The sequence below is a fragment of the Isoptericola sp. NPDC056605 genome (assembly GCF_042792795.1).
In the GTDB taxonomy this organism is placed as follows: Bacteria; Actinomycetota; Actinomycetes; order Actinomycetales; family Cellulomonadaceae; genus Isoptericola.
Genome location: NZ_JBHTVT010000033.1, coordinates 14,345 through 30,689, shown reverse-complemented (window position 1 = coordinate 30,689; position 16,345 = coordinate 14,345). Strand labels below are relative to the sequence as shown.

General features: G+C 77.0%; 17 protein-coding genes. 6 read left to right on the top strand and 11 right to left on the bottom strand.

Annotated elements, in window-relative coordinates; all coding sequences use genetic code 11:
* Positions 1-36: 36 nt before the first annotated feature.
* On the bottom strand, positions 37-666 hold the full coding sequence (locus tag ACFQ8Y_RS21725; RefSeq protein WP_430586713.1) for a hypothetical protein: 630 nt from the start codon (positions 664-666) through the stop codon (positions 37-39).
* A complete protein-coding gene (locus ACFQ8Y_RS21720) occupies positions 663-2,216 on the bottom strand; it encodes a PspC domain-containing protein (RefSeq protein WP_430586712.1) in 1,554 nt (517 codons plus the stop codon). Before ACFQ8Y_RS21720 ends, ACFQ8Y_RS21725 begins: the two co-directional genes overlap by 4 nt.
* Before the next feature lie 137 nt (positions 2,217-2,353).
* On the opposite strand from ACFQ8Y_RS21720, the gene ACFQ8Y_RS21715 reads away from it, so the two are divergent.
* Both ACFQ8Y_RS21715 and ACFQ8Y_RS21710 read left to right on the top strand, forming a co-directional pair.
* Complete coding sequence (locus ACFQ8Y_RS21715) at positions 2,354-3,706, top strand: PspC domain-containing protein (RefSeq protein WP_430564629.1); 1,353 nt, start codon at positions 2,354-2,356, stop codon at positions 3,704-3,706.
* 68 nt (positions 3,707-3,774) lie between these two features.
* Positions 3,775-4,389 carry a LuxR C-terminal-related transcriptional regulator gene (locus ACFQ8Y_RS21710; protein WP_430564646.1) on the top strand — a complete coding sequence of 205 codons (615 nt, stop codon included), beginning with the start codon at positions 3,775-3,777 and terminating at the stop codon, positions 4,387-4,389.
* Here the strand turns inward: ACFQ8Y_RS21710 and ACFQ8Y_RS21705 are convergent.
* From ACFQ8Y_RS21705 to ACFQ8Y_RS21690, 4 genes are read right to left on the bottom strand one after another with little or no spacing between them, the layout of a single operon-like run.
* The gene (locus tag ACFQ8Y_RS21705; RefSeq protein ID WP_430586711.1) at positions 4,355-5,110 is read right to left on the bottom strand and encodes a sirohydrochlorin chelatase; all 756 of its coding nucleotides are present in this window, start codon (positions 5,108-5,110) and stop codon (positions 4,355-4,357) included. The genes ACFQ8Y_RS21710 and ACFQ8Y_RS21705 overlap by 35 nt on opposite strands.
* Before the next feature lie 56 nt (positions 5,111-5,166).
* Positions 5,167-6,531 (bottom strand): uroporphyrinogen-III C-methyltransferase, encoded by a 1,365-nt coding sequence (gene cobA / locus ACFQ8Y_RS21700; protein WP_430564631.1) that lies wholly within the window; start codon positions 6,529-6,531, stop codon positions 5,167-5,169.
* Complete coding sequence (locus tag ACFQ8Y_RS21695) at positions 6,528-7,379, bottom strand: phosphoadenylyl-sulfate reductase (protein ID WP_430586710.1); 852 nt, start codon at positions 7,377-7,379, stop codon at positions 6,528-6,530. Before ACFQ8Y_RS21695 ends, cobA begins: the two co-directional genes overlap by 4 nt.
* Entirely contained in the window at positions 7,376-9,106 is a 1,731-nt protein-coding gene (locus ACFQ8Y_RS21690; RefSeq protein WP_430586709.1) for a nitrite/sulfite reductase, read from the bottom strand. The genes ACFQ8Y_RS21695 and ACFQ8Y_RS21690 overlap by 4 nt, the downstream gene beginning before the upstream one ends.
* Positions 9,107-9,510: 404 nt before the next feature.
* Between ACFQ8Y_RS21690 and ACFQ8Y_RS21685 the strand changes: the two genes are divergently transcribed.
* On the top strand, positions 9,511-9,882 hold the full coding sequence (locus tag ACFQ8Y_RS21685; protein WP_430564632.1) for a hypothetical protein: 372 nt from the start codon (positions 9,511-9,513) through the stop codon (positions 9,880-9,882).
* Positions 9,883-9,910: 28 nt separating this feature from the next.
* On the top strand, positions 9,911-10,393 hold the full coding sequence (locus ACFQ8Y_RS21680) for a DUF456 domain-containing protein (RefSeq protein WP_430550406.1): 483 nt from the start codon (positions 9,911-9,913) through the stop codon (positions 10,391-10,393).
* A gap of 31 nt (positions 10,394-10,424) precedes the next feature.
* Here the strand turns inward: ACFQ8Y_RS21680 and ACFQ8Y_RS21675 are convergent, their stop codons facing one another.
* The 4 genes from ACFQ8Y_RS21675 to ACFQ8Y_RS21660 form a co-directional block, all read right to left on the bottom strand.
* Positions 10,425-10,700, bottom strand: coding sequence for a hypothetical protein (locus tag ACFQ8Y_RS21675; protein WP_430586708.1), 276 nt, complete (start codon positions 10,698-10,700; stop codon positions 10,425-10,427).
* 55 nt (positions 10,701-10,755) lie between these two features.
* The gene (locus ACFQ8Y_RS21670; RefSeq protein WP_430586707.1) at positions 10,756-13,527 is read right to left on the bottom strand and encodes an AAA family ATPase; all 2,772 of its coding nucleotides are present in this window, start codon (positions 13,525-13,527) and stop codon (positions 10,756-10,758) included.
* Between the two features lie 83 nt (positions 13,528-13,610).
* On the bottom strand, positions 13,611-13,952 hold the full coding sequence (locus ACFQ8Y_RS21665; RefSeq protein WP_430586706.1) for a YnfA family protein: 342 nt from the start codon (positions 13,950-13,952) through the stop codon (positions 13,611-13,613).
* A 48-nt stretch (positions 13,953-14,000) separates the two neighbouring features.
* A complete protein-coding gene (locus ACFQ8Y_RS21660; RefSeq protein WP_430586705.1) occupies positions 14,001-14,384 on the bottom strand; it encodes a VOC family protein in 384 nt (127 codons plus the stop codon).
* A 134-nt stretch (positions 14,385-14,518) separates the two neighbouring features.
* Between ACFQ8Y_RS21660 and ACFQ8Y_RS21655 the strand changes: the two genes are divergently transcribed.
* A complete protein-coding gene (locus tag ACFQ8Y_RS21655) occupies positions 14,519-15,037 on the top strand; it encodes a GNAT family N-acetyltransferase (RefSeq protein WP_430564635.1) in 519 nt (172 codons plus the stop codon).
* On the opposite strand, the gene ACFQ8Y_RS21650 is transcribed toward ACFQ8Y_RS21655, so the two are convergent.
* Positions 15,034-15,612 carry a TetR/AcrR family transcriptional regulator gene (locus ACFQ8Y_RS21650; RefSeq protein ID WP_430550400.1) on the bottom strand — a complete coding sequence of 193 codons (579 nt, stop codon included), beginning with the start codon at positions 15,610-15,612 and terminating at the stop codon, positions 15,034-15,036. The genes ACFQ8Y_RS21655 and ACFQ8Y_RS21650 overlap by 4 nt on opposite strands.
* Before the next feature lie 93 nt (positions 15,613-15,705).
* Here ACFQ8Y_RS21650 and ACFQ8Y_RS21645 point away from each other — a divergent pair, with 93 nt between their 5' ends.
* A complete protein-coding gene (locus tag ACFQ8Y_RS21645; protein ID WP_430586704.1) occupies positions 15,706-16,332 on the top strand; it encodes an NAD(P)-dependent oxidoreductase in 627 nt (208 codons plus the stop codon).
* Positions 16,333-16,345: the final 13 nt, after the last annotated feature.

Genomic DNA, 16,345 nt, shown 5'->3' with positions numbered 1-16,345 from the left:
GTGACCCCTCGGGTCACCGCCGCGTCGTCGTGCGCGTCAGCGGACGGTCGTCGCGCGGCGCCGTCGGCGCACCGCGCTGACCACCGAGCCGATCACCAGCAGGGCGCCTGCCGCGGCGAGGAGCACGATGGCGGCCAGCTCGATGTCGATGTGCGCGCCCGCGGCGTTGGCCACGAGACCCACGCCGAAGGCGACGACGAGGAAGCCCCACACGATCGTGCTGGACCGCGGGCCGGTGCTGGCGTGCGGCTCGTCCACGGGCGCGGTCACCGGGGCCGCGGGCGCCGGCTCGGCCGGCTCGGACTGTGCCCACTCCGCCGAGGCAGGCTCGGGCACGGTGGCGCCGTAGCCGGGGGACGGTGTCGCGGGCGCGGAGCCCGCGGCCTGCGTGGCCGCGTGCTCGGTGGACGCCGGTTCCGCCGGGCGCTCCGGCCGGTCGAAGATCGACAGCGGGTCGTCCGGCCCCGCCACGGGGAACGCGCGGGTGTCGCCCGAGCCGGCGAAGGCCTGCGTCTCGTCGGCTGCCGGGAGCGCCCGGGTCGCGTCGGCCGCGGGCAGCGCCTGCGTCTCGTCGGCCGCGGGCAGCGCCTGCGTCTCGTCGGGGGCCGGCAGGGCCTGGGTCTCGTCCGGCTCGGGGCCGGGCGTGGTGGGCTTGTCGTCGCTCATCGGGACTCCTCGATGGTCAGGTTGCCGGCGCGCACGCCGACGTCGAGCAGCAGGCGGGCGCCGTCAGCCTCGCGCGCTTCCTCGGTCGTGAACCGCACGGGACCGTTGGTGTAGGTGTTGACGGAGCGGCCCTGGCCGTCCACGCGCCACTCGGCGTTGCCCGCGATGACCTCGACGTCGGCCTCCACGGCCTGGCCGTCGGGGATCAGGACGGTCGCGTTGCCGGCGGAGATCGTGACGGGGACGACGACGGGGTCGCCCAGCGGGACGTCCGTCAGGTCGAGGTCGGTGAGGTCGACCGTGGCGTCGCCGAACCGCACGTGCACGCCCTCCTCCGCCTCGGCGGTCGTCGTCGGGTGCAGGGTGCCGTCGCTGACGACCGCCGCCGCACCGGACTGCTGCGGGCCGTCGTCCCAGAACTCCCAGGAGACGCGGTCACCGGCGAACGGCCAGGTGATGACGCCGGCGATCAGCGCGAGGATCGCGAAGAACGTCAGGCCGCCGCCGCGCCGGCCGCGCAGGCCCGTCACGACCAGCCCGAGCCCGAGGACCACGATCGACGCGCCCAGCCACGTGGGGCCGAGGGGCAGGTCGAGGTTCCCGGTGCGGTCGGCCACGAGGAGCAGCGCTCCCGCGAGCAGCACGAGCCCGAGGACGATCCCGACCGCGGCGGCGCCGGGGCCGCGGCGCGGGGGCCGCGGCGGGCGCGGCGGACGCGGCGCGGCGACCGGTGCCGCCGGGGGAGCGGCCGGCGCGGGCGCGGCGGCCCAGGTGCCGGACGACGGCGCGGCGGGCGCCGTGGCCCAGGAACCCGAGGGGCCCGGGGTGCTCGAGTGGGTCGAGGCGCTCGTGGGGGCCGACGGGTCGGCCGGGGGCTGCGTCGTGGAGGGCGACGTCAGGTACGGGGCCGGCGGTGCCGGGACGAAGGAGCCCGTGGACGAGGGGCCGCTCGTGGCGGGGTCGTCCGTCGTGCCCGGCGCGGGCGCGGCGGGGTACGGGGGCGCCGCGGGGTACGGGGGCGCGGGCGGGGCGCCGGGGCCGCCGTTGCGCGGCCGGCGGTCGCGGATCAGCTTGACGACCAGCCAGACGATCCCGACCCAGACGGCGATCCACAGGAGGCCGCCGATCCACTCGATCCCGAAGCCCCACCACCCGAGGCCGTTGTTCCACGCGAAGCCGACGATGAGCGCGACGACCGCCCCGAGCAGCGCGACGTCGAAGTCGCCGCGGAACGCCTGCTGCAGGTGGATGCGGCCGTCCCGCTCCGGCAGCAGCGCCCACGCGACCGCGTAGATGACGATGCCCGCGCCGGTGAGGAAGAAGCTGAGGATCAGCAGGCCGCGCACCAGCAGCGGGTCCAGCCCGAACCGGTCGGCCACGCCGCCCGCGACGCCGCCGACCCACCGGTCGTCGGACCGGATCAGGCCGATGCGGCGGATGGAGTCGAAGAAGCCGTCGCCGGTGCGGCGCGGCGGCGTGCCGCCGGCGGCGGGGGCGCCGCCGGCTCCGGGCTGCGACCCGGGCGGCTGGGGGAGGTCGTCGGTGCTCATGGCTCCATCCTGGCGACCGCGCGGCCGCCGCGGCATCGGGTGCTGCCCTGACGCGACCCTGATTCGGCGGGCCGGGCCACCCTGAAACCTCGGGATCGCGCGCCCCGGGGCGCCCCTGACGTGCCAGGATCGGGAGCATGACCACCGAGCGACCCCCGCGCCTCCCGCTGCGCCGGCCCCCTCAGGGGCGGGTGCTCGCCGGCGTCGCCGCGGGCCTCGCCGCCCACCTGGGCCTCCCGGTCCTGGTGGTGCGCCTCGCCTTCCTGCTGCTCACCCTGGTGGCGGGCGCGGGCGCGGTGGCCTACGTGTTCTGGTGGGTGACCGTGCCGTCGGGCGACCCGCGGCAGGCCGCGGACTCCACCCCCACGTCGTTGCAGCGGCTCGCGCCGCGCCTGCGGCTGCGGGGGCCGGTCTCCGCACTGCCGGTGCGCGACGTCCTCGTCGGAGCGGCCCTCATCGCGGGCGCGTTCGTCCTGGTCGCGATCCGCGCGGGCTGGGACGTCGGGGCGTCGTGGGTGCTGCCGGCGCTCGTCGCCGTCGGCGGCCTGGCGCTCGCGTGGAGCCAGCTCGACGCCGCGCAGCGCGGTCGTCTCGGGGACGGCGGCTCCGGCACCCGACGCTCGACGCTCGTGCTGCGGCTGGTGGGCGGCGTCGTCCTCGTCATGGTGGGCGTGCTGCTACTCATCGGCCAGGACGCCCCCGTGCCGGTGCTGCTGCAGGCCGCCGTGGCGTCGCTCGCGGTCCTCGCGGGGGCGGCGCTCATGCTGGCCCCCTGGTGGCTGCGGCTGGTGCGCGAGCTGGGCGACGAGCGCGCCGCCCGCGCGCGCGAGGCCGAGCGGGCCGACATCGCCGCGCACCTGCACGACTCCGTGCTGCAGACCCTCGCACTGATCCGCTCGCGCGCGGACGACCCGGAGGCGGTGGCCCGCATGGCACGCGCCCAGGAGCGCGAGCTGCGCGAGTGGCTGTACACCGACCGCACGGCCCCGGGCACGTCGCTCGCGGCCGAGCTGCGCGCCCTCGTGGCGGAGGTCGAGGACGGCCGGGCCGTCGAGGTCGAGTCGGTCATGGTGGGCGACTGCGTGCCCACGGAGGAGACCTCGGCCCTGCTGCAGGCGTCGCGCGAGGCGCTCGTGAACGCGGTCGTGCACGGCCGCCCGCCGGTGACGGTCTACCTCGAGGTGACCGACGTCGCCGTGGAGGTGTTCGTCCGCGACCGCGGCGACGGGTTCGAGATGGACGACATCGCGCCCGACCGGTTCGGCGTCCGGGAGTCCATCCTGGGCCGGGTGCACCGGCGCGGCGGCACCGCCGACGTGACCAGCCGCCCCGGCTGGGGCACCGAGGTGCGGCTGCGGATGCCGCGCGACGGCGCCGCCGCCCCGGCGGCGGCTCCTGCGGCCGCCGACCAGCCCACCGACGAGCGCACCGACGCGCGCACCGACGAGAACGAGCCGAGCACGACCGCCGACGAAGGAGCACGCACGTGACCACTCCCAGCGACGCGACGCCGCAGCCGACGGGGCCGGTCCCCGTCGTGCTCGTCGACGACCACCACATGTTCCGCACCGGCGTGCGCGCCAGCCTGGACAGTCGGGTACTGGTGGTGGGCGAGGCGGCGGACGTCGACCAGGCGGTCGCCGTCGTGCACGAGCACCGCCCGCCCGTCGTGCTGCTCGACGTGCACCTGCCGGGGGGCAACGGCGGCGGCGGGGCGGAGGTGGTGCGGCGCTGCGCGGACCTGCTGAGCGAGACGAAGTTCCTCGCGCTGTCCGTGTCGGACGCGGCCGAGGACGTGGTGGCCGTCATCCGCGCCGGGGCGCGCGGCTACGTCACGAAGAACATCTCGGCGTCGGACCTGTCCGGCGCCGTCGTGCGCGTGGCGGGTGGCGACGCGGTCTTCTCGCCCCGGCTCGCGGGCTTCGTCCTGGACGCGTTCGGCACGGCGGCCGGCGACGTGGCCGTCGCGGACGACGAGCTGGACCGCCTGTCCAAGCGGGAGCAGGAGGTCATGCGGCTCATCGCGCGTGGCTACTCCTACCGCGAGGTGGCGAGCGAGCTGTTCATCTCCATCAAGACGGTCGAGACGCACGTGTCGGCCGTGCTGCGCAAGCTCCAGCTGTCCAGCCGCTACGAGCTCACGCGGTGGGCCGCGGCCCGCCGGCTGCTGTGACGAGGCCGGCTCGGACAGCGGCGCCGTAGCGCTCGACGACGACGTCCACCAGGCCTGCGGGCGCGTCCTCGTCGGCGACCAGGAGCGGCGCGGCGGTGACGTCCCCGCCCGCCCGGGCGGCGAGGTCCGCGAAGAAGCCCGGCGCGAGCAGGTACGACGCGACGACGACGCGACGGCCCGGCTGCTCGGCCCGGGCCGTGTCCACGACCTCGTGCACGCGCGGGGTGGCGTTCGCGATGTACCCGACGGCGACGGGACGTCCCAGGCGTCCGGCCAGGCGGGCGGCGGTGGTCTCGCAGTCGGCGACGGCTCGGGCGTCGCTCGACCCGGCGGCGGCCAGGACGACGGTGTCGTCGTCGCGCACGCCCGCCTCGGCGAGGCGCTGCTCGAGCACGTCGACCAGGCGGTCGTCGGGCCCGAGCGCCCCGCCGAGCGCCACGACGTCGCCGTGCGCGACGGCGGCGTCGACGTCCTCGCGCAGGTCGACGTGCACGTGGTAGCCCGCCGACAGCAGCAGCGGCACCATGACCGTCGGCGCGTCGAGGTCCCGCAGCCCCGCCAGGCAGGTCGGGACGTCCGGCTGCTGCACGTCGACGAAGCCCGCGTGCACGGGGACGTCGGGCAGGCGGGCGGCCACCGCCTCGACCAGGGTCGCGACGGCGCCCGCGCCGGTGGCGGACGCCGTCCCGTGCGAGACGGCGAGGAGCGCGGGAGCGGTCATGCCGGCAACCCTAGGACGGGCCTCGTCCCGCGCCGTTTCGTCCGTGTGAACCGTCGTCACGACGACCTCACGGCCCCGGTCACGATGCTGTGAACGGAGCTGTGCGCGGACGTGGGCCCGGTCCACGCCGGGCTGCGCCGCACGACGTCGCCCACGACGGTCACGGCCGGGGCCCGCACGCCCACGGCGCGCGCCCGGTCGGCGATGTCGGCGAGCGTGCCGACGGTGGTGCGCTGGCGGGCGCCGAACCCGTCCTCCACGACGGCGACGGGCGTGTCGGCCGGGCGGCCCGCCGCGACGAGCGCGCGGGCGGTGTCCGCGAGCCGGGTGACGCCCATGAGCAGCACGAGCGTGTGGTCGGTGCCGCCGGGCACCTGACCGACGTCGTCGTGCGCGGTGAGCACGCTGAAGCCGCGGGCGAGCCCGCGGTGGGTGACCGGGATGCCGGCCGCCGCCGGCACGGAGACGGCGGACGTCACGCCGGGCACGACCTCCACCTCGATCCCGGCGGCGCGGCAGGCGTCGAGCTCCTCGCCGCCGCGGCCGAAGACGTACGGGTCGCCGCCCTTGAGGCGCACCACGTCGCGCCCGGCGAGCGCGTGCCGCACCAGCAGCGCGGTGATCTCCTCCTGCGGCACGGGATGGTGCCCGGACGTCTTGCCGACGTCGACCACCTCGACGTCGTCGGCCAGCCCGGTCAGCAGGGACCGGGGGGCCAGGCGGTCGACGACGACGACGTGCGCCGCGGCGAGCAGCCGCCGCCCGCGCACGGTGACGAGGCCCGCGTCCCCGGGCCCGCCGCCGACGAGGGCGACGCGCCCGATGCGCGAACCGCCGCCGGGCCCGCCGGCGGGGTCGGCGGAGCGCACGGCGCGCAGCGGCAGGCTGCCGTCGTCGAGCCCGGCCACGACGGCGTCGCGCACCCGCACGGCGCGGCGCGGGTCGCGACCGGCGGTGACCGCGACGGCGAGGTCGCCGGCGGGCCGCCCGGCGGCGTCCGTCACGGGGGTGCGGGCCACGGCGGGCACCCAGGCCGAGCCGAGCCCGGCGTCCCCCGCGGTGACGCAGAACGTCCGCAGCAGCTCGGCGTCGCCGGCGACGCGGGCGTCGACGTCTGGGTCGCCGGTCGCGGTGTGCACCAGCCACGCGCCGTCGAGGTCGCCGTCGCAGTAACCGCGGGTGATCCGCTCGATCGCGCCCGCGGAGACGAGCGAGGCGAGCTCGGGGACGACGTCGGGCGCGATCACGCGCACGCGGGCCCCGGCGGCGAGCAGGCCGCGCACGCGCCGCAGCGCCACGGGGCCGCCGCCCACGACGATGACGAGACGGCCGCCGACCCGCAGGCCCAGCGGGTAGGTGTCGTGCGGCGCGGCGGGCCGGGCGGCGCGCGGCGCGTTCGAGGACGTCCTGCGGCGGCTCATACGTGCAGCCCGCACTCGTCCTTGTCCCGGCCGGCCCAGCGGCCGGCGCGGGCGTCCTGCCCGGCCTCGACCCGCTGCGTGCAGGGCTCGCAGCCCACGGACGGGTACCCGTCGCCGAGCAGGGGGTTCACCACCACGCCGTGCGTGCGGGCGTACTCCTGCACCTCCTCGTCGGTCCAGGCCGCGAGGGGGTTGATCTTCACGACGCCGTTGCGCTCGTCGAACGCGACCAGGGGCGCGTTCGCGCGGGCCGCGGTCTCGCCGCGGCGGACGCCGGTCGCCCAGGCCTCGTAGCCCTGCAGGGCCTGCCGCATGGGAGCCACCTTACGCATGGCGCAGCAGGCCTCGGGGTCCCGGTCGTGCAGGCGGGGGCCGTGCTTCGCGTCCTGCTCGGCGACGGTCAGCTCGGGGCGGACGTCGACCACGTCCACGTCCATCTCGATCTCGACCGCGCCGCGCGTGCCGAGCGTCTCCGCGAAGTGGTAGCCGGTGTCGCCGAAGAGCACGTCGACGAACGGGAGCTGCCGGGAGACCAGGTGCGCGAGGACGAGGTCCTGCATCGACGACGCGACCGCGAGGTACGGGCCGAACTCGCGCACGGCCCAGGCGACGACCTCCTCGGCGGTGGCCTCGGGGCGGTCGCCGTCGGCGTGCAGCTGGGCCTGGCCCCGCTCGACGACGTGGCGCAGCTCCTCGGTGGAGCGGCGGTGCCGGGCCGCACGCGCGCGCCGCCGGGCGTCGCGCGACTCCTCGCGCGCCGCCGCCCGGGCCCGCACCTCGGCGAGCCGGCCGCCGCCCGCCGGGGAGGTGAGCAGCGTGACCGGGGAGGAGACCTCGACGGCGGTCATCGCAGGGCCTCTTCGTCGGCCCGGTGCGCCCACTGGGCGAACGTCTCGCCGCCGTCGTGCTCGGCGTCGTACCGCCGCACGACGCGCTCCACGTAGTCGCCGACCTCCGACGCCGGCACCTTGAGGCCGCGCACCGTGCGGCCCAGGCCGCCCTCGTCGCGGCCCTCGCCGACCAGACCGCCGCCCAGGTGCACCTGGAAGCCGGGCATCTGCTCGCCGTCGACCGTGATGATCTGGCCCTTGAGCCCGATGTCGGCGGTCTGGATGCGGGCGCAGGAGTTGGGGCAGCCGTTGACGTTGAGCTCGATGGGCCGGTCGAGCCGGTCGGTGACGTCGCCGAGCCGGTCCTCGAGCTCGCCGATCACGCGCGCCGCGGTGTCCTTGGTGTCGACGATGGCGAGCTTGCAGAACTCGATGCCCGTGCAGGCGATGGTCGAGCGGCGGAACAGGCTCGGGCGGGCGGTGAGGCCCAGGGGCTCGAGCCCGTCCAGCAGCTCGTCGACGCGGTCGGCGGGCACGCCGAGGACCACGACCTTCTGGTGCGCGGTGAGCCGGGCGGAGTCCGCGCCGACCTGCTCGATGAGGTCGGCCAGCCCGGTGAGCGTGTTGCCGCCGACCCGCCCGACGACGGGCGCGGCGCCCACGTAGAAGCGGCCGTCCTTCTGCTCGTGCACCCCGACGTGGTCGCCGGGACGCGTGGCCGGCGCCGGCGCGGGGCCGTCCGGCAGCGGGTGGCCGAGGTACTCGTTCTCCAGCACCTCGCGGAACTTCGCGGTGCCCCAGTCCGCCAGCAGGAACTTCAGGCGGGCCTTGTTGCGCAGCCGCCGGTAGCCGTAGTCGCGGAAGATGCGGATGACGCCGTGCCAGACGTCGGGCGCCTGCTCCTCGGTGACGAAGACGCCGAGCCGCTCGCCGAGCCGCGGCGTCGTCGACAGCGCCCCGCCCACCCACAGGTCGTAGCCGGGGCCGAGCTCCGGGTGGACCACGCCGACCAGCGAGATGTCGTTGATCTCGTGCACCACGTCGAGGCTCGGGTGCCCGGTGATCGCCGTCTTGAACTTGCGGGGCAGGTTCGCGAGCTCCGGGTCGCCGATGTACCGGCGCTTGATCTCGAGGATGACCGGGGTCGGGTCGATGATCTCGTCGGCCGCGATGCCCGCGACCGGGCTGCCGAGGAAGCCGCGAGGGGAGTCGCCGCAGGCCGTGGTCGTCTCGAGGCCCACCGTGTCGAGACGGCGCCAGATCTCCGGCATGCTCTCGATCTCGATCCAGTGGTACTGGATGTTCTGCCGGTCGGTGATGTCGGCCGAGCCCCGCCCGAAGTCCGCCGAGATGCCGCCGAGCACCCGCAGCGCCGCCGGCGAGAGCGCCTGGCCGTCCGACCGGACCCGCAGCATGAAGTAGCGGTCCTCCAGCTCGTGCGGCTCGAGCGTCGCCGTGCGGCCCCCGTCGATCCCGGGCTTGCGCTGCGTGTACAGGCCCCACCAGCGGAACCGGCCGTGCAGGTCGTCGTCGGTGATCGAGTCGAAGCCCTCGCGCGCGTAGGTCGACTCGATGCGCTCGCGGACGCCGAGCGGAGCCGCCTCCTGCTTGAAGACCTCGTTGTGGTTCAGGGGCTCGGTGCCGTCGACCTTCCACTGCCCGTTCGGGCGCGCCGTACGCGGGGGGCGCACGCGCGCGGGGGTGTTGTCGCCGGTCGGGGCGGGTGCGGTGGTCTGCGTCGTCATCTGGGGGAGTTCCTCGGGTCCTCGGGGGCGGGACGCGCGACGACGAGAGACTCAGCGGGGGTGGGCCGAGGACCGACGGCGCGCGCCGGTGCTCAGGAGCCGCGCGGGAGCGGCGGGGCTGAGGTAGGGCGCGATCAGCGACAGCAGCACAGACAGCTGCGCATGCTGCGACGCACGCACGCCGGCATCTCGTGACGAGTCGTCACGAGGAGGCGGTGCGCGGCCGTGGTCATGGGGATGACCGTAGCCGCACCGGACGGTCTCGCGCGAGACAGGGTCCACATGGTGGGACCACATGTTGGGACGATGGGGGGAAGGCTTGCGTCGGGTCGCCCGAGTGTGATGTGTGACCGGTTGCGGACACCGGTGTCAGATCCCGCTCCGCGCGCGGCTAGGCTGCCCGCATGGAGTTCCTCTACCACGTCTTCGTCGCGCTCCACTTCGTGGGCTGGGCGATCGTCCTCGGTGGCTACATCGCGTCGATCAAGAGCCCGGGCCTCTACCGCGGGGTCTTCCACGGCGCCGCGACCGCGCTCGTCGCCGGCGTCCTCATGGTCGGCGTCGCCGAGATGGCCGACCTCTGGGCGGACGGCGGCCCCAGCATGGCCAAGATCGGCGTCAAGCTCGTGATCGCGCTGATCATCGCGGTGCTCGCCTTCGTCGCCAAGCGCCAGGGCTCGAAGGGGGACAACGGCACGGGTGCCGTGGCCCCCGGGCTCAAGCACTCGATCGGCGCCCTGACGCTGGTCAACATCCTGGTCGCCGTCTTCTGGTGATCGTCCCCGTCTGCCCGGGGCGGTCGCGATGAGCGTCCTGGGGGAGGTGCTGGTCGGGCTGGCGATCGCCGTCGGCCTGGTCGGCATCGTCGTGCAGGTGCTCCCCGGCAACGTGCTCGTGCTGGGGAGCATCCTCGTGTGGGCGTGGGTCACCGGCGGCACGACGGCGTGGGTGTGCTTCGCCGTCGCCGCCCTCGCGGTCGTGGCCGCAGAGACGGGTCAGTGGCTGCTCGCGGGGCGGCACATGCGCCGGGCCGACGTGCCCTGGGGCACGCTCGCGGTCGCCGGCCTCGCGGGGGTCGTCGGGTTCTTCGTGGTGCCCGTGGTCGGGCTCTTCCTCTTCTTCGCCGGTGCCGTCTTCCTCGTGGAGCTGGCCCGACGTCGCGACGCGGCCGTCGCGTGGACGGCCACGCGGGCCGCCCTGAAGGCCACGCTCATCACCATCGGCGTGCAGCTGGCCGGCGGCGTCGTCGCCACGCTCGCCTGGGTGGTCGGGCTGCTCCTCACCTGAGCCCGGCCCGGCGAACAGGGCGGCGCCCGGCTCAGCGGCCCGTCGCCGCCGGGACGCGGAAGTCCCCGAGGCCGATCCGCGAGGCCGGCGGCGCCTGCTCGAGGGGCGCCGGGTCTCGTGCCCCGTCGCCGACCACCTCGTCGGCGACCGTGAGCGCGCCGGCCGCGAGCAGCGCCCCGCACACCACGGCCGCCAGCGTGCGCAGGCGGCCGTGGCGCGCCCCGGGGGTCGCGTGGTCGGGCGCGTGGTCGGGCGCGGCGGGAGCGCCCCCGACGCCGAGCGGGGAGATCTCGATCGTCCAGGACATGGCACCCCCTCCCGCACCCTGGTCCGACGATGCGGCCGGGCCGGCGCGGCGCGCATCAGGGACTTCCCTCGTCGTGCGGGAGCTCCCCCCGCCCCGCGAGCGCCCCGAGCTCGGCGCGCGACCGGATGCCGAGCTTCGCGTAGGCGCGGGACAGGTGCGCCTCGACCGTCTTGGCGCTCATGGACAGGGCCACCGCCACCTCCCGGTTCGTCCGTCCGGCGGCGGCCAGGGCGCACACCCGCGCCTCCATCGCGGTGAGCGACGCGCCGGGCGACGGCCCGGACACCCGGTCCGCCTCCGCCCGCGCGACGTCGCCCCAGAGCGTGCAGCCCACGGCCTCCAGCTCCCGGACCGCGCGCCGCGCGGCGTCGCCGGCGGCGGCGCGGCGACGGGCACGCCGCTCCAGCCGGGCGAGGTCGAGCAGGGTGCGCCCGCGCTCGTACCCGGGCGGGAAGGCGGCGAGCGCGTCGTCGAGGAGGCCACGCGCCCGCCCGGTCTCGCCCGTCCCGGCGGCGACGCCCGCCCACCCGCGGGCGAGGACGCCGCGGAGCCACGCGCCCCCGGGTCGGGCCGCCGCCTCGCCGTAGCCGTCCAGCACCTCGGCCGCCGCGGCCGTCCCGCCGGTCGCGGCGAGCGCCGCCACGAGGTCGGTGACGACGCCCGCGAACCCGGGGTGGCGGTACCCGCAGGAGAACACGTGGCGCTCGAGCGGCAGCAGCAGCTCGACGACGGCGGGAGCGTCGCCGGCCGCGAGGAGGACCGCGCCGAGCGCGGCGGCGGGCAGCACGGCGACGTGCGGGGCGCCGAGCTCCGTGAACCGCGCGGCGGCGGCCCGCGCGGTCGGCAGCGCGGCCGCCGCGTCCCCGGTCCAGGCGCCGAGGTGTGCCCTGGCGGTGGCGGCCATGAGCGCGAGGAGCGGACCCTCCGTCACGCGGGCGCGCCCCTCGAGCCGCGCGGCGGCGCCCTCCGCGACGCCGAGCTCGCCGACGAGGGTCGCGGCCCGCGCGAGGTAGAACTGCACGTACCAGAGGTCGGTCTCCTGGCCGCGGTCGACGCACCGGCGTTCGGCGTCGAGCAGGAGCCCCAGCGCGTCCGCGGGCCTGCCCGTGAAGAAGAGCGCGGAGGCGACGTTCACCGTCGGCCACCGGATCGCCGGCACGGCGCGGCCGGGGTCCTCCGCCGCCAGGGCCCGTCGTGCCAGGGACTCGTCGTAGCCCCGGCCGGTGAGCTGGTCGAGGACCGCCCGGCCGGCGAGGAGCTCGGCGCCCGCCCCGTCGTCCGTCCCCGAGGGCGTCCGCCCCGCCGCCGCGTCGACCAGGCAGGTCCGGCCGAGCTCCACCTGGCCGCTGTTGAGGAGCCCGGTCGCGAGGTCGCCGAGGAGCGAGACGTGCAGGTCGGGGTCCGCCCCGGCCAGGGCGACCGCCTCGGAGAGCGCGGCGACCGAGCCCGCGAGGTCGCCCAGGCGGAACCGCGCCCGACCGGCCGTGCCGAGCGCGCGCGCCCGCTCGAGCGGGCTGGTGAGGTCGGGCAGCGCCTCGGCCGCGAGGCCGAGCGCCCGCCCGTAGGCGTCGGTGCGGAGCTGGTCCTCCGCCGCCCGCAGCAGGCGGGCCGGCTCGCGGACGCCGAGCCCGAGCGCGAGGTCCTCCAGCTCCGCCGCGACGGAGGTCGCGCCCCGCCGCCGGGCGGCCTCGGCCGCCGCGTCGAGGGCCCCCAGGGTCTCCGGGTCCGCGCCGGTCGCCGCGTGCGCGAGGTGGCGGGCACGGGCCTCGCCGTCGCCGACGACGTCGGCGAGCGCGCGGTGGCGCGCGCGGCGGCCGCCCGGGGACGTGGCGTCGAGGACGCCCGCGGCGAACAACGGGTGCGTGAACCGGACGCGGCCCTGGTCGAGGCGCACGACCCCGGCGTCCTCCGCCGGAGCGAGGGCGTCGCCCACCGCGGCGTCGCCGTCGTGCAGCACGGCGAGGTGCGCGAGCCGCGGGTCCGCGAGGCAGGCCGCCGAGAGCAGCACCGTGCGCGTCCCGACCGGCAGCCGCGACACCCGCGCGTCGACCAGGGCGCGCAGCGTGGCGGGGAGGCCGTCGGGTCGTCCCTGGGCGCGCCAGTGCTCCGCGAGCTGGATCGCGAAGAGCGGGTTGCCGCCGGCCGCCGCGACGAGGCGCGTCGTGGCCACGGCGTCGAGCACCACCCCGCGGTCCTGGACGACGGCGAGCAGCTCGTCGGGGGCGAGCGCGGGCAGGGCCAGGCGCACGAGCCGACGAGGGTCGGCGGGCTCGAGCGCGGGGACGGATGCGTCGTGCGCCGCGGGGCCCGGGCCGTCGGACGACCGCGCGCAGGAGAGGACCGCCAGGAAGCCCGTGGCACGGCGGCAGGCGAAGGAGATCGCCTGCCGGCTCGACGGGTCGAGCCACTGCAGGTCGTCCACGGCGACGAGGACCGGGCCGCGCGCCGCCGCGTCGCCGACGAGGGCCCGCACGGCGGCCGCGACGAGCTGCGGCCCGCCGGCCGGGCCCGAGGTCTCGAGGCCGAGGGCGGCGTCCAGCGCGCGCCGCTGGGGGAGGGGGAGGCGTCTCGCGGCGGCGGTGAGCGGCGCGAGCAGCTCGGCCAGGCCGGCGTACTCGAGGCGGACCTCCGCGGGCGCCGGGCGGCCCGCGAGCACGGTGGCGCCCTCGTCGCGCGCCCGGTCCACGGCCGCGAGCCACACGGTCGTCTTGCCGATGCCGGGGGGACCGGTGAGCGCCAGCCCCGCCGGCGCCTCCCGTGCGGCCCCGAGCAGGCCGTCGACGGCTGCCAGGGCGTCGGCTCTCCCCACCACCCGGGGGCCTGCCACGAGCCGACTATCCCACCGCGCGGGGGCACGCACCCGGCACGGGCGGGCTCTTCACCCGCGCCCGCGAGGCCCGCCGGGCGGTGTCAGGCGGCCGCCTCGCGGGGGGCGTACATGATCACCGCGACGCCGGCGAGGCAGATCAGGGCGCCGGCGACGTCCCAGCGGTCGGGCCGGAACCCGTCGACGACCATGCCCCAGACGAGCGAGCCGGCCACGAAGACCCCGCCGTACGCGGCGAGGATGCGGCCGAAGTTCGCGTCCGGCTGCAGGCTCGCGAAGAACCCGTACGCGCCGAGGGCGACGACGCCCGCGCCGATCCAGATCCAGCCGCGGTGCTCGCGCACCCCCTGCCACACCAGCCAGGCGCCGCCGATCTCGAAGACGGCGGCGGCGAGGAAGAGCAGGATCGAGCGGAGCACGGTCATGCGCAGGAGTGTGGCGTGCCCGGCGGGCCCGCCGCGAGCCGGCGCGGGTCAGCCTGCGGGGTTCTCGGTGACGTACAGGGTGTTGCCGTCGGGGTCCCGGAACGAGAACATCGGCGGCGCCGACTCCCACAGCAGGAGCTCGCCGACGTCGGCCCCCGCGTCCTCCAGCGCGGCGTGCGCGGCGCGCGCGTCGGGCGTGACGAGCCGGATCCCGGTGTCGACGCCGGCGGGCAGCCCGTCGCCCGCGCGGACCAGCGCGAGCGACGTCGCGGCGTCCGGTGCGGCGACGTCGACCCACCGGAAGCCGGGCTGCAGCTCGGCGTCGAAGCGGACCTCGAACCCGAGGCGTCCGGTGTAGAAGGCGAGCGCGGCGTCCTGGTCGCGGACGGGGACCGCGACGGTCTGGACCCCGGTGAATCGTGCTGCGGCCACGGTGGTTCCTCCTCGGGCGACGACCCGGCGCCGGTCGCGGCGGGTGCGGTACGGGTGGGACGGTCGCCGGGGGCGGATCTCATCGGCACGCGGCTTAGGGTGTCGGGCGGCAGGCACGGCACGAGGGGGACCCCATGACGACGCAGGACGCGGCAGCGCGGCACGACGACCGGTGGACGGTGCGCGTCGCGACGCTCGACGAGCTGGACGCGCGCACCGCGTACGAGGCGTGGCGGCTGCGCCAGGACGTGTTCGTCGTCGAGCAGGAGTGCGCGTACCCCGACCTCGACGGCCGGGACGCCGAGCCGACGGCGCGGCACGTCGTGCTGCTCGACGGCGCACGGGACGGACGTGTCGTCGCGACGGCCCGCGTGCTCGACGACGGCGACGTGCAGCGCGTCGGCCGCGTGGTGTGCCACCCGGACGTGCGCGGCTCGGGGGCGTCGGGCGTGCTCATGCGCGCCGCGGTGGAGGTGGCCACCGCGGCCGCCCCGCAAGCCGACGTCGTCCTCGGCGCGCAGTCGCCGCTGACCGGTTTCTACGGGCGGTTCGGCTTCGTCCCCGACGGGCCCGAGTACCTCGAGGACGACATCCCGCACACCCCGATGCGGCTGCGCCGCAGGCCGGACGGTGGTTCTGGAGTCGTGAGCTAGTCGGCCGGCGTTCCCAGGCGGACGGCCGCGACGACGCGCCGCGCCCGTTCGGGGGCGTCGGGCACGTCGTCGAGCCCGGCGTAGACGGCCAGGAACGCCTCGAAGAGGGCGGCCCCGGCGAGGGTGCGGGACAGAGCCTCGGTGTCGGTGCCGGGGTCGAGGCGCCCGGCGGCTGCCTCGGCGTCGAGGTAGGCCTGCACCTGCAGGGCGGGCCCCTGCGGCCCAGCGCCGCGGCGGCCGAGGCCCTCCCGGTGCGCCGCGAGCAGCTCCGGCGCGCCGAGGATCGACGCCGCCATGGGGAACGAGCGTGCGTAGAACGCGAGCAGCTGGCCGACGAGGGTCGTGACGTTCTCGACGACGGTCGCGCGACCCACGAGATCGGCGGGCGCGTCGAGCCGGGGGGCTCGTTCGGACAGCACGCCGAGGAACAGCTCCTGCTTGTCCGTGAAGTGCTTGTAGAGCAGCGCCTCGGAGCAGCCTGCCGCGCGGGCGATCTCCTTGGTCGTGGCCCGGGCGATCCCGCGTTCGCGCAGCACCGTGGCCGCGGCGTCGAGGATCCGGTCGCGCGTGCCCATGAGTTCTCCCTGTCCCGTTGACATGCCTGTGCGGCACCCCCATCCTAGGGGTGAGTAAACACTTACTCACCAGACGAACGCGAGGAGCAGCAGATGAAGATCGCCGTCCTGGGTGCCACGGGCCGCACCGGCCGCCTGGTCGTCGAGGAGGCACACCGCCGTGGCCACCACGTGGTCGCCGTCGTGCGCGACCCGGCCCGGCTGCGCGGGCTGACGCCCGACGACGTCGCGACGGCGGACGGCCTCGACGCCCCCGCGGTCACCGCCGCGCTCGCGGGGGCCGACGCCGTCGTCTCCGCGGTGGGCCCGGTGCCGGGCAGCGAGGCGGGGGTGCAGGGGGAGCTCACCCGGGTGCTGGTGCGCGCCGCCCGCGACGCCGGGGTGCGCCGCGCCGTGGTCGTGACCGCGAGCGGCTGGGTGGTGGACGGCGACGACCCGCTGTCCCGATACCTGGCCAAGCCGATCCTGGCCCGGGCGCTGCGCGACGCGAACGCGGGCTTCGCCGTCGCGGAGCCGGCGGTGCGGGAGTCGGGGCTCGACTGGACGATCGTGCGGCCGCCCATGCTGCGCGACGGCGCGGGCCGCGGCCGCTACCACCAGCGCCGGGACGGCAACGTCCGGTGGCGCTGGTCGATGCGCCGCGCCGACCTGGCAGCGGCCGTCTGCGACCTGCTGGAGGACCCGACGGCCGTCGGTACGACGGTGTCCGTCGCGGGCTGAGCGTACGGTCGGC

Excerpts from the sequence above, each read along its gene's own strand:
- ACFQ8Y_RS21725 (WP_430586713.1), bottom strand. The coding sequence starts at position 666 with ATGAGCGACGACAAGCCCACCACGCCCGGCCCCGAGCCGGACGAGACC.
- ACFQ8Y_RS21720 (WP_430586712.1), bottom strand. The coding sequence starts at position 2,216 with ATGAGCACCGACGACCTCCCCCAGCCGCCCGGGTCGCAGCCCGGAGCC.
- ACFQ8Y_RS21715 (WP_430564629.1), top strand. The coding sequence starts at position 2,354 with ATGACCACCGAGCGACCCCCGCGCCTCCCGCTGCGCCGGCCCCCTCAG.
- ACFQ8Y_RS21710 (WP_430564646.1), top strand. The coding sequence starts at position 3,775 with ATGTTCCGCACCGGCGTGCGCGCCAGCCTGGACAGTCGGGTACTGGTG.
- ACFQ8Y_RS21705 (WP_430586711.1), bottom strand. The coding sequence starts at position 5,110 with ATGACCGCTCCCGCGCTCCTCGCCGTCTCGCACGGGACGGCGTCCGCC.
- cobA (WP_430564631.1), bottom strand. The coding sequence starts at position 6,531 with ATGAGCCGCCGCAGGACGTCCTCGAACGCGCCGCGCGCCGCCCGGCCC.
- ACFQ8Y_RS21695 (WP_430586710.1), bottom strand. The coding sequence starts at position 7,379 with ATGACCGCCGTCGAGGTCTCCTCCCCGGTCACGCTGCTCACCTCCCCG.
- ACFQ8Y_RS21690 (WP_430586709.1), bottom strand. The coding sequence starts at position 9,106 with ATGACGACGCAGACCACCGCACCCGCCCCGACCGGCGACAACACCCCC.
- ACFQ8Y_RS21685 (WP_430564632.1), top strand. The coding sequence starts at position 9,511 with ATGGAGTTCCTCTACCACGTCTTCGTCGCGCTCCACTTCGTGGGCTGG.
- ACFQ8Y_RS21680 (WP_430550406.1), top strand. The coding sequence starts at position 9,911 with ATGAGCGTCCTGGGGGAGGTGCTGGTCGGGCTGGCGATCGCCGTCGGC.
- ACFQ8Y_RS21675 (WP_430586708.1), bottom strand. The coding sequence starts at position 10,700 with ATGTCCTGGACGATCGAGATCTCCCCGCTCGGCGTCGGGGGCGCTCCC.
- ACFQ8Y_RS21665 (WP_430586706.1), bottom strand. The coding sequence starts at position 13,952 with ATGACCGTGCTCCGCTCGATCCTGCTCTTCCTCGCCGCCGCCGTCTTC.
- ACFQ8Y_RS21655 (WP_430564635.1), top strand. The coding sequence starts at position 14,519 with ATGACGACGCAGGACGCGGCAGCGCGGCACGACGACCGGTGGACGGTG.
- ACFQ8Y_RS21650 (WP_430550400.1), bottom strand. The coding sequence starts at position 15,612 with ATGGGCACGCGCGACCGGATCCTCGACGCCGCGGCCACGGTGCTGCGC.
- ACFQ8Y_RS21645 (WP_430586704.1), top strand. The coding sequence starts at position 15,706 with ATGAAGATCGCCGTCCTGGGTGCCACGGGCCGCACCGGCCGCCTGGTC.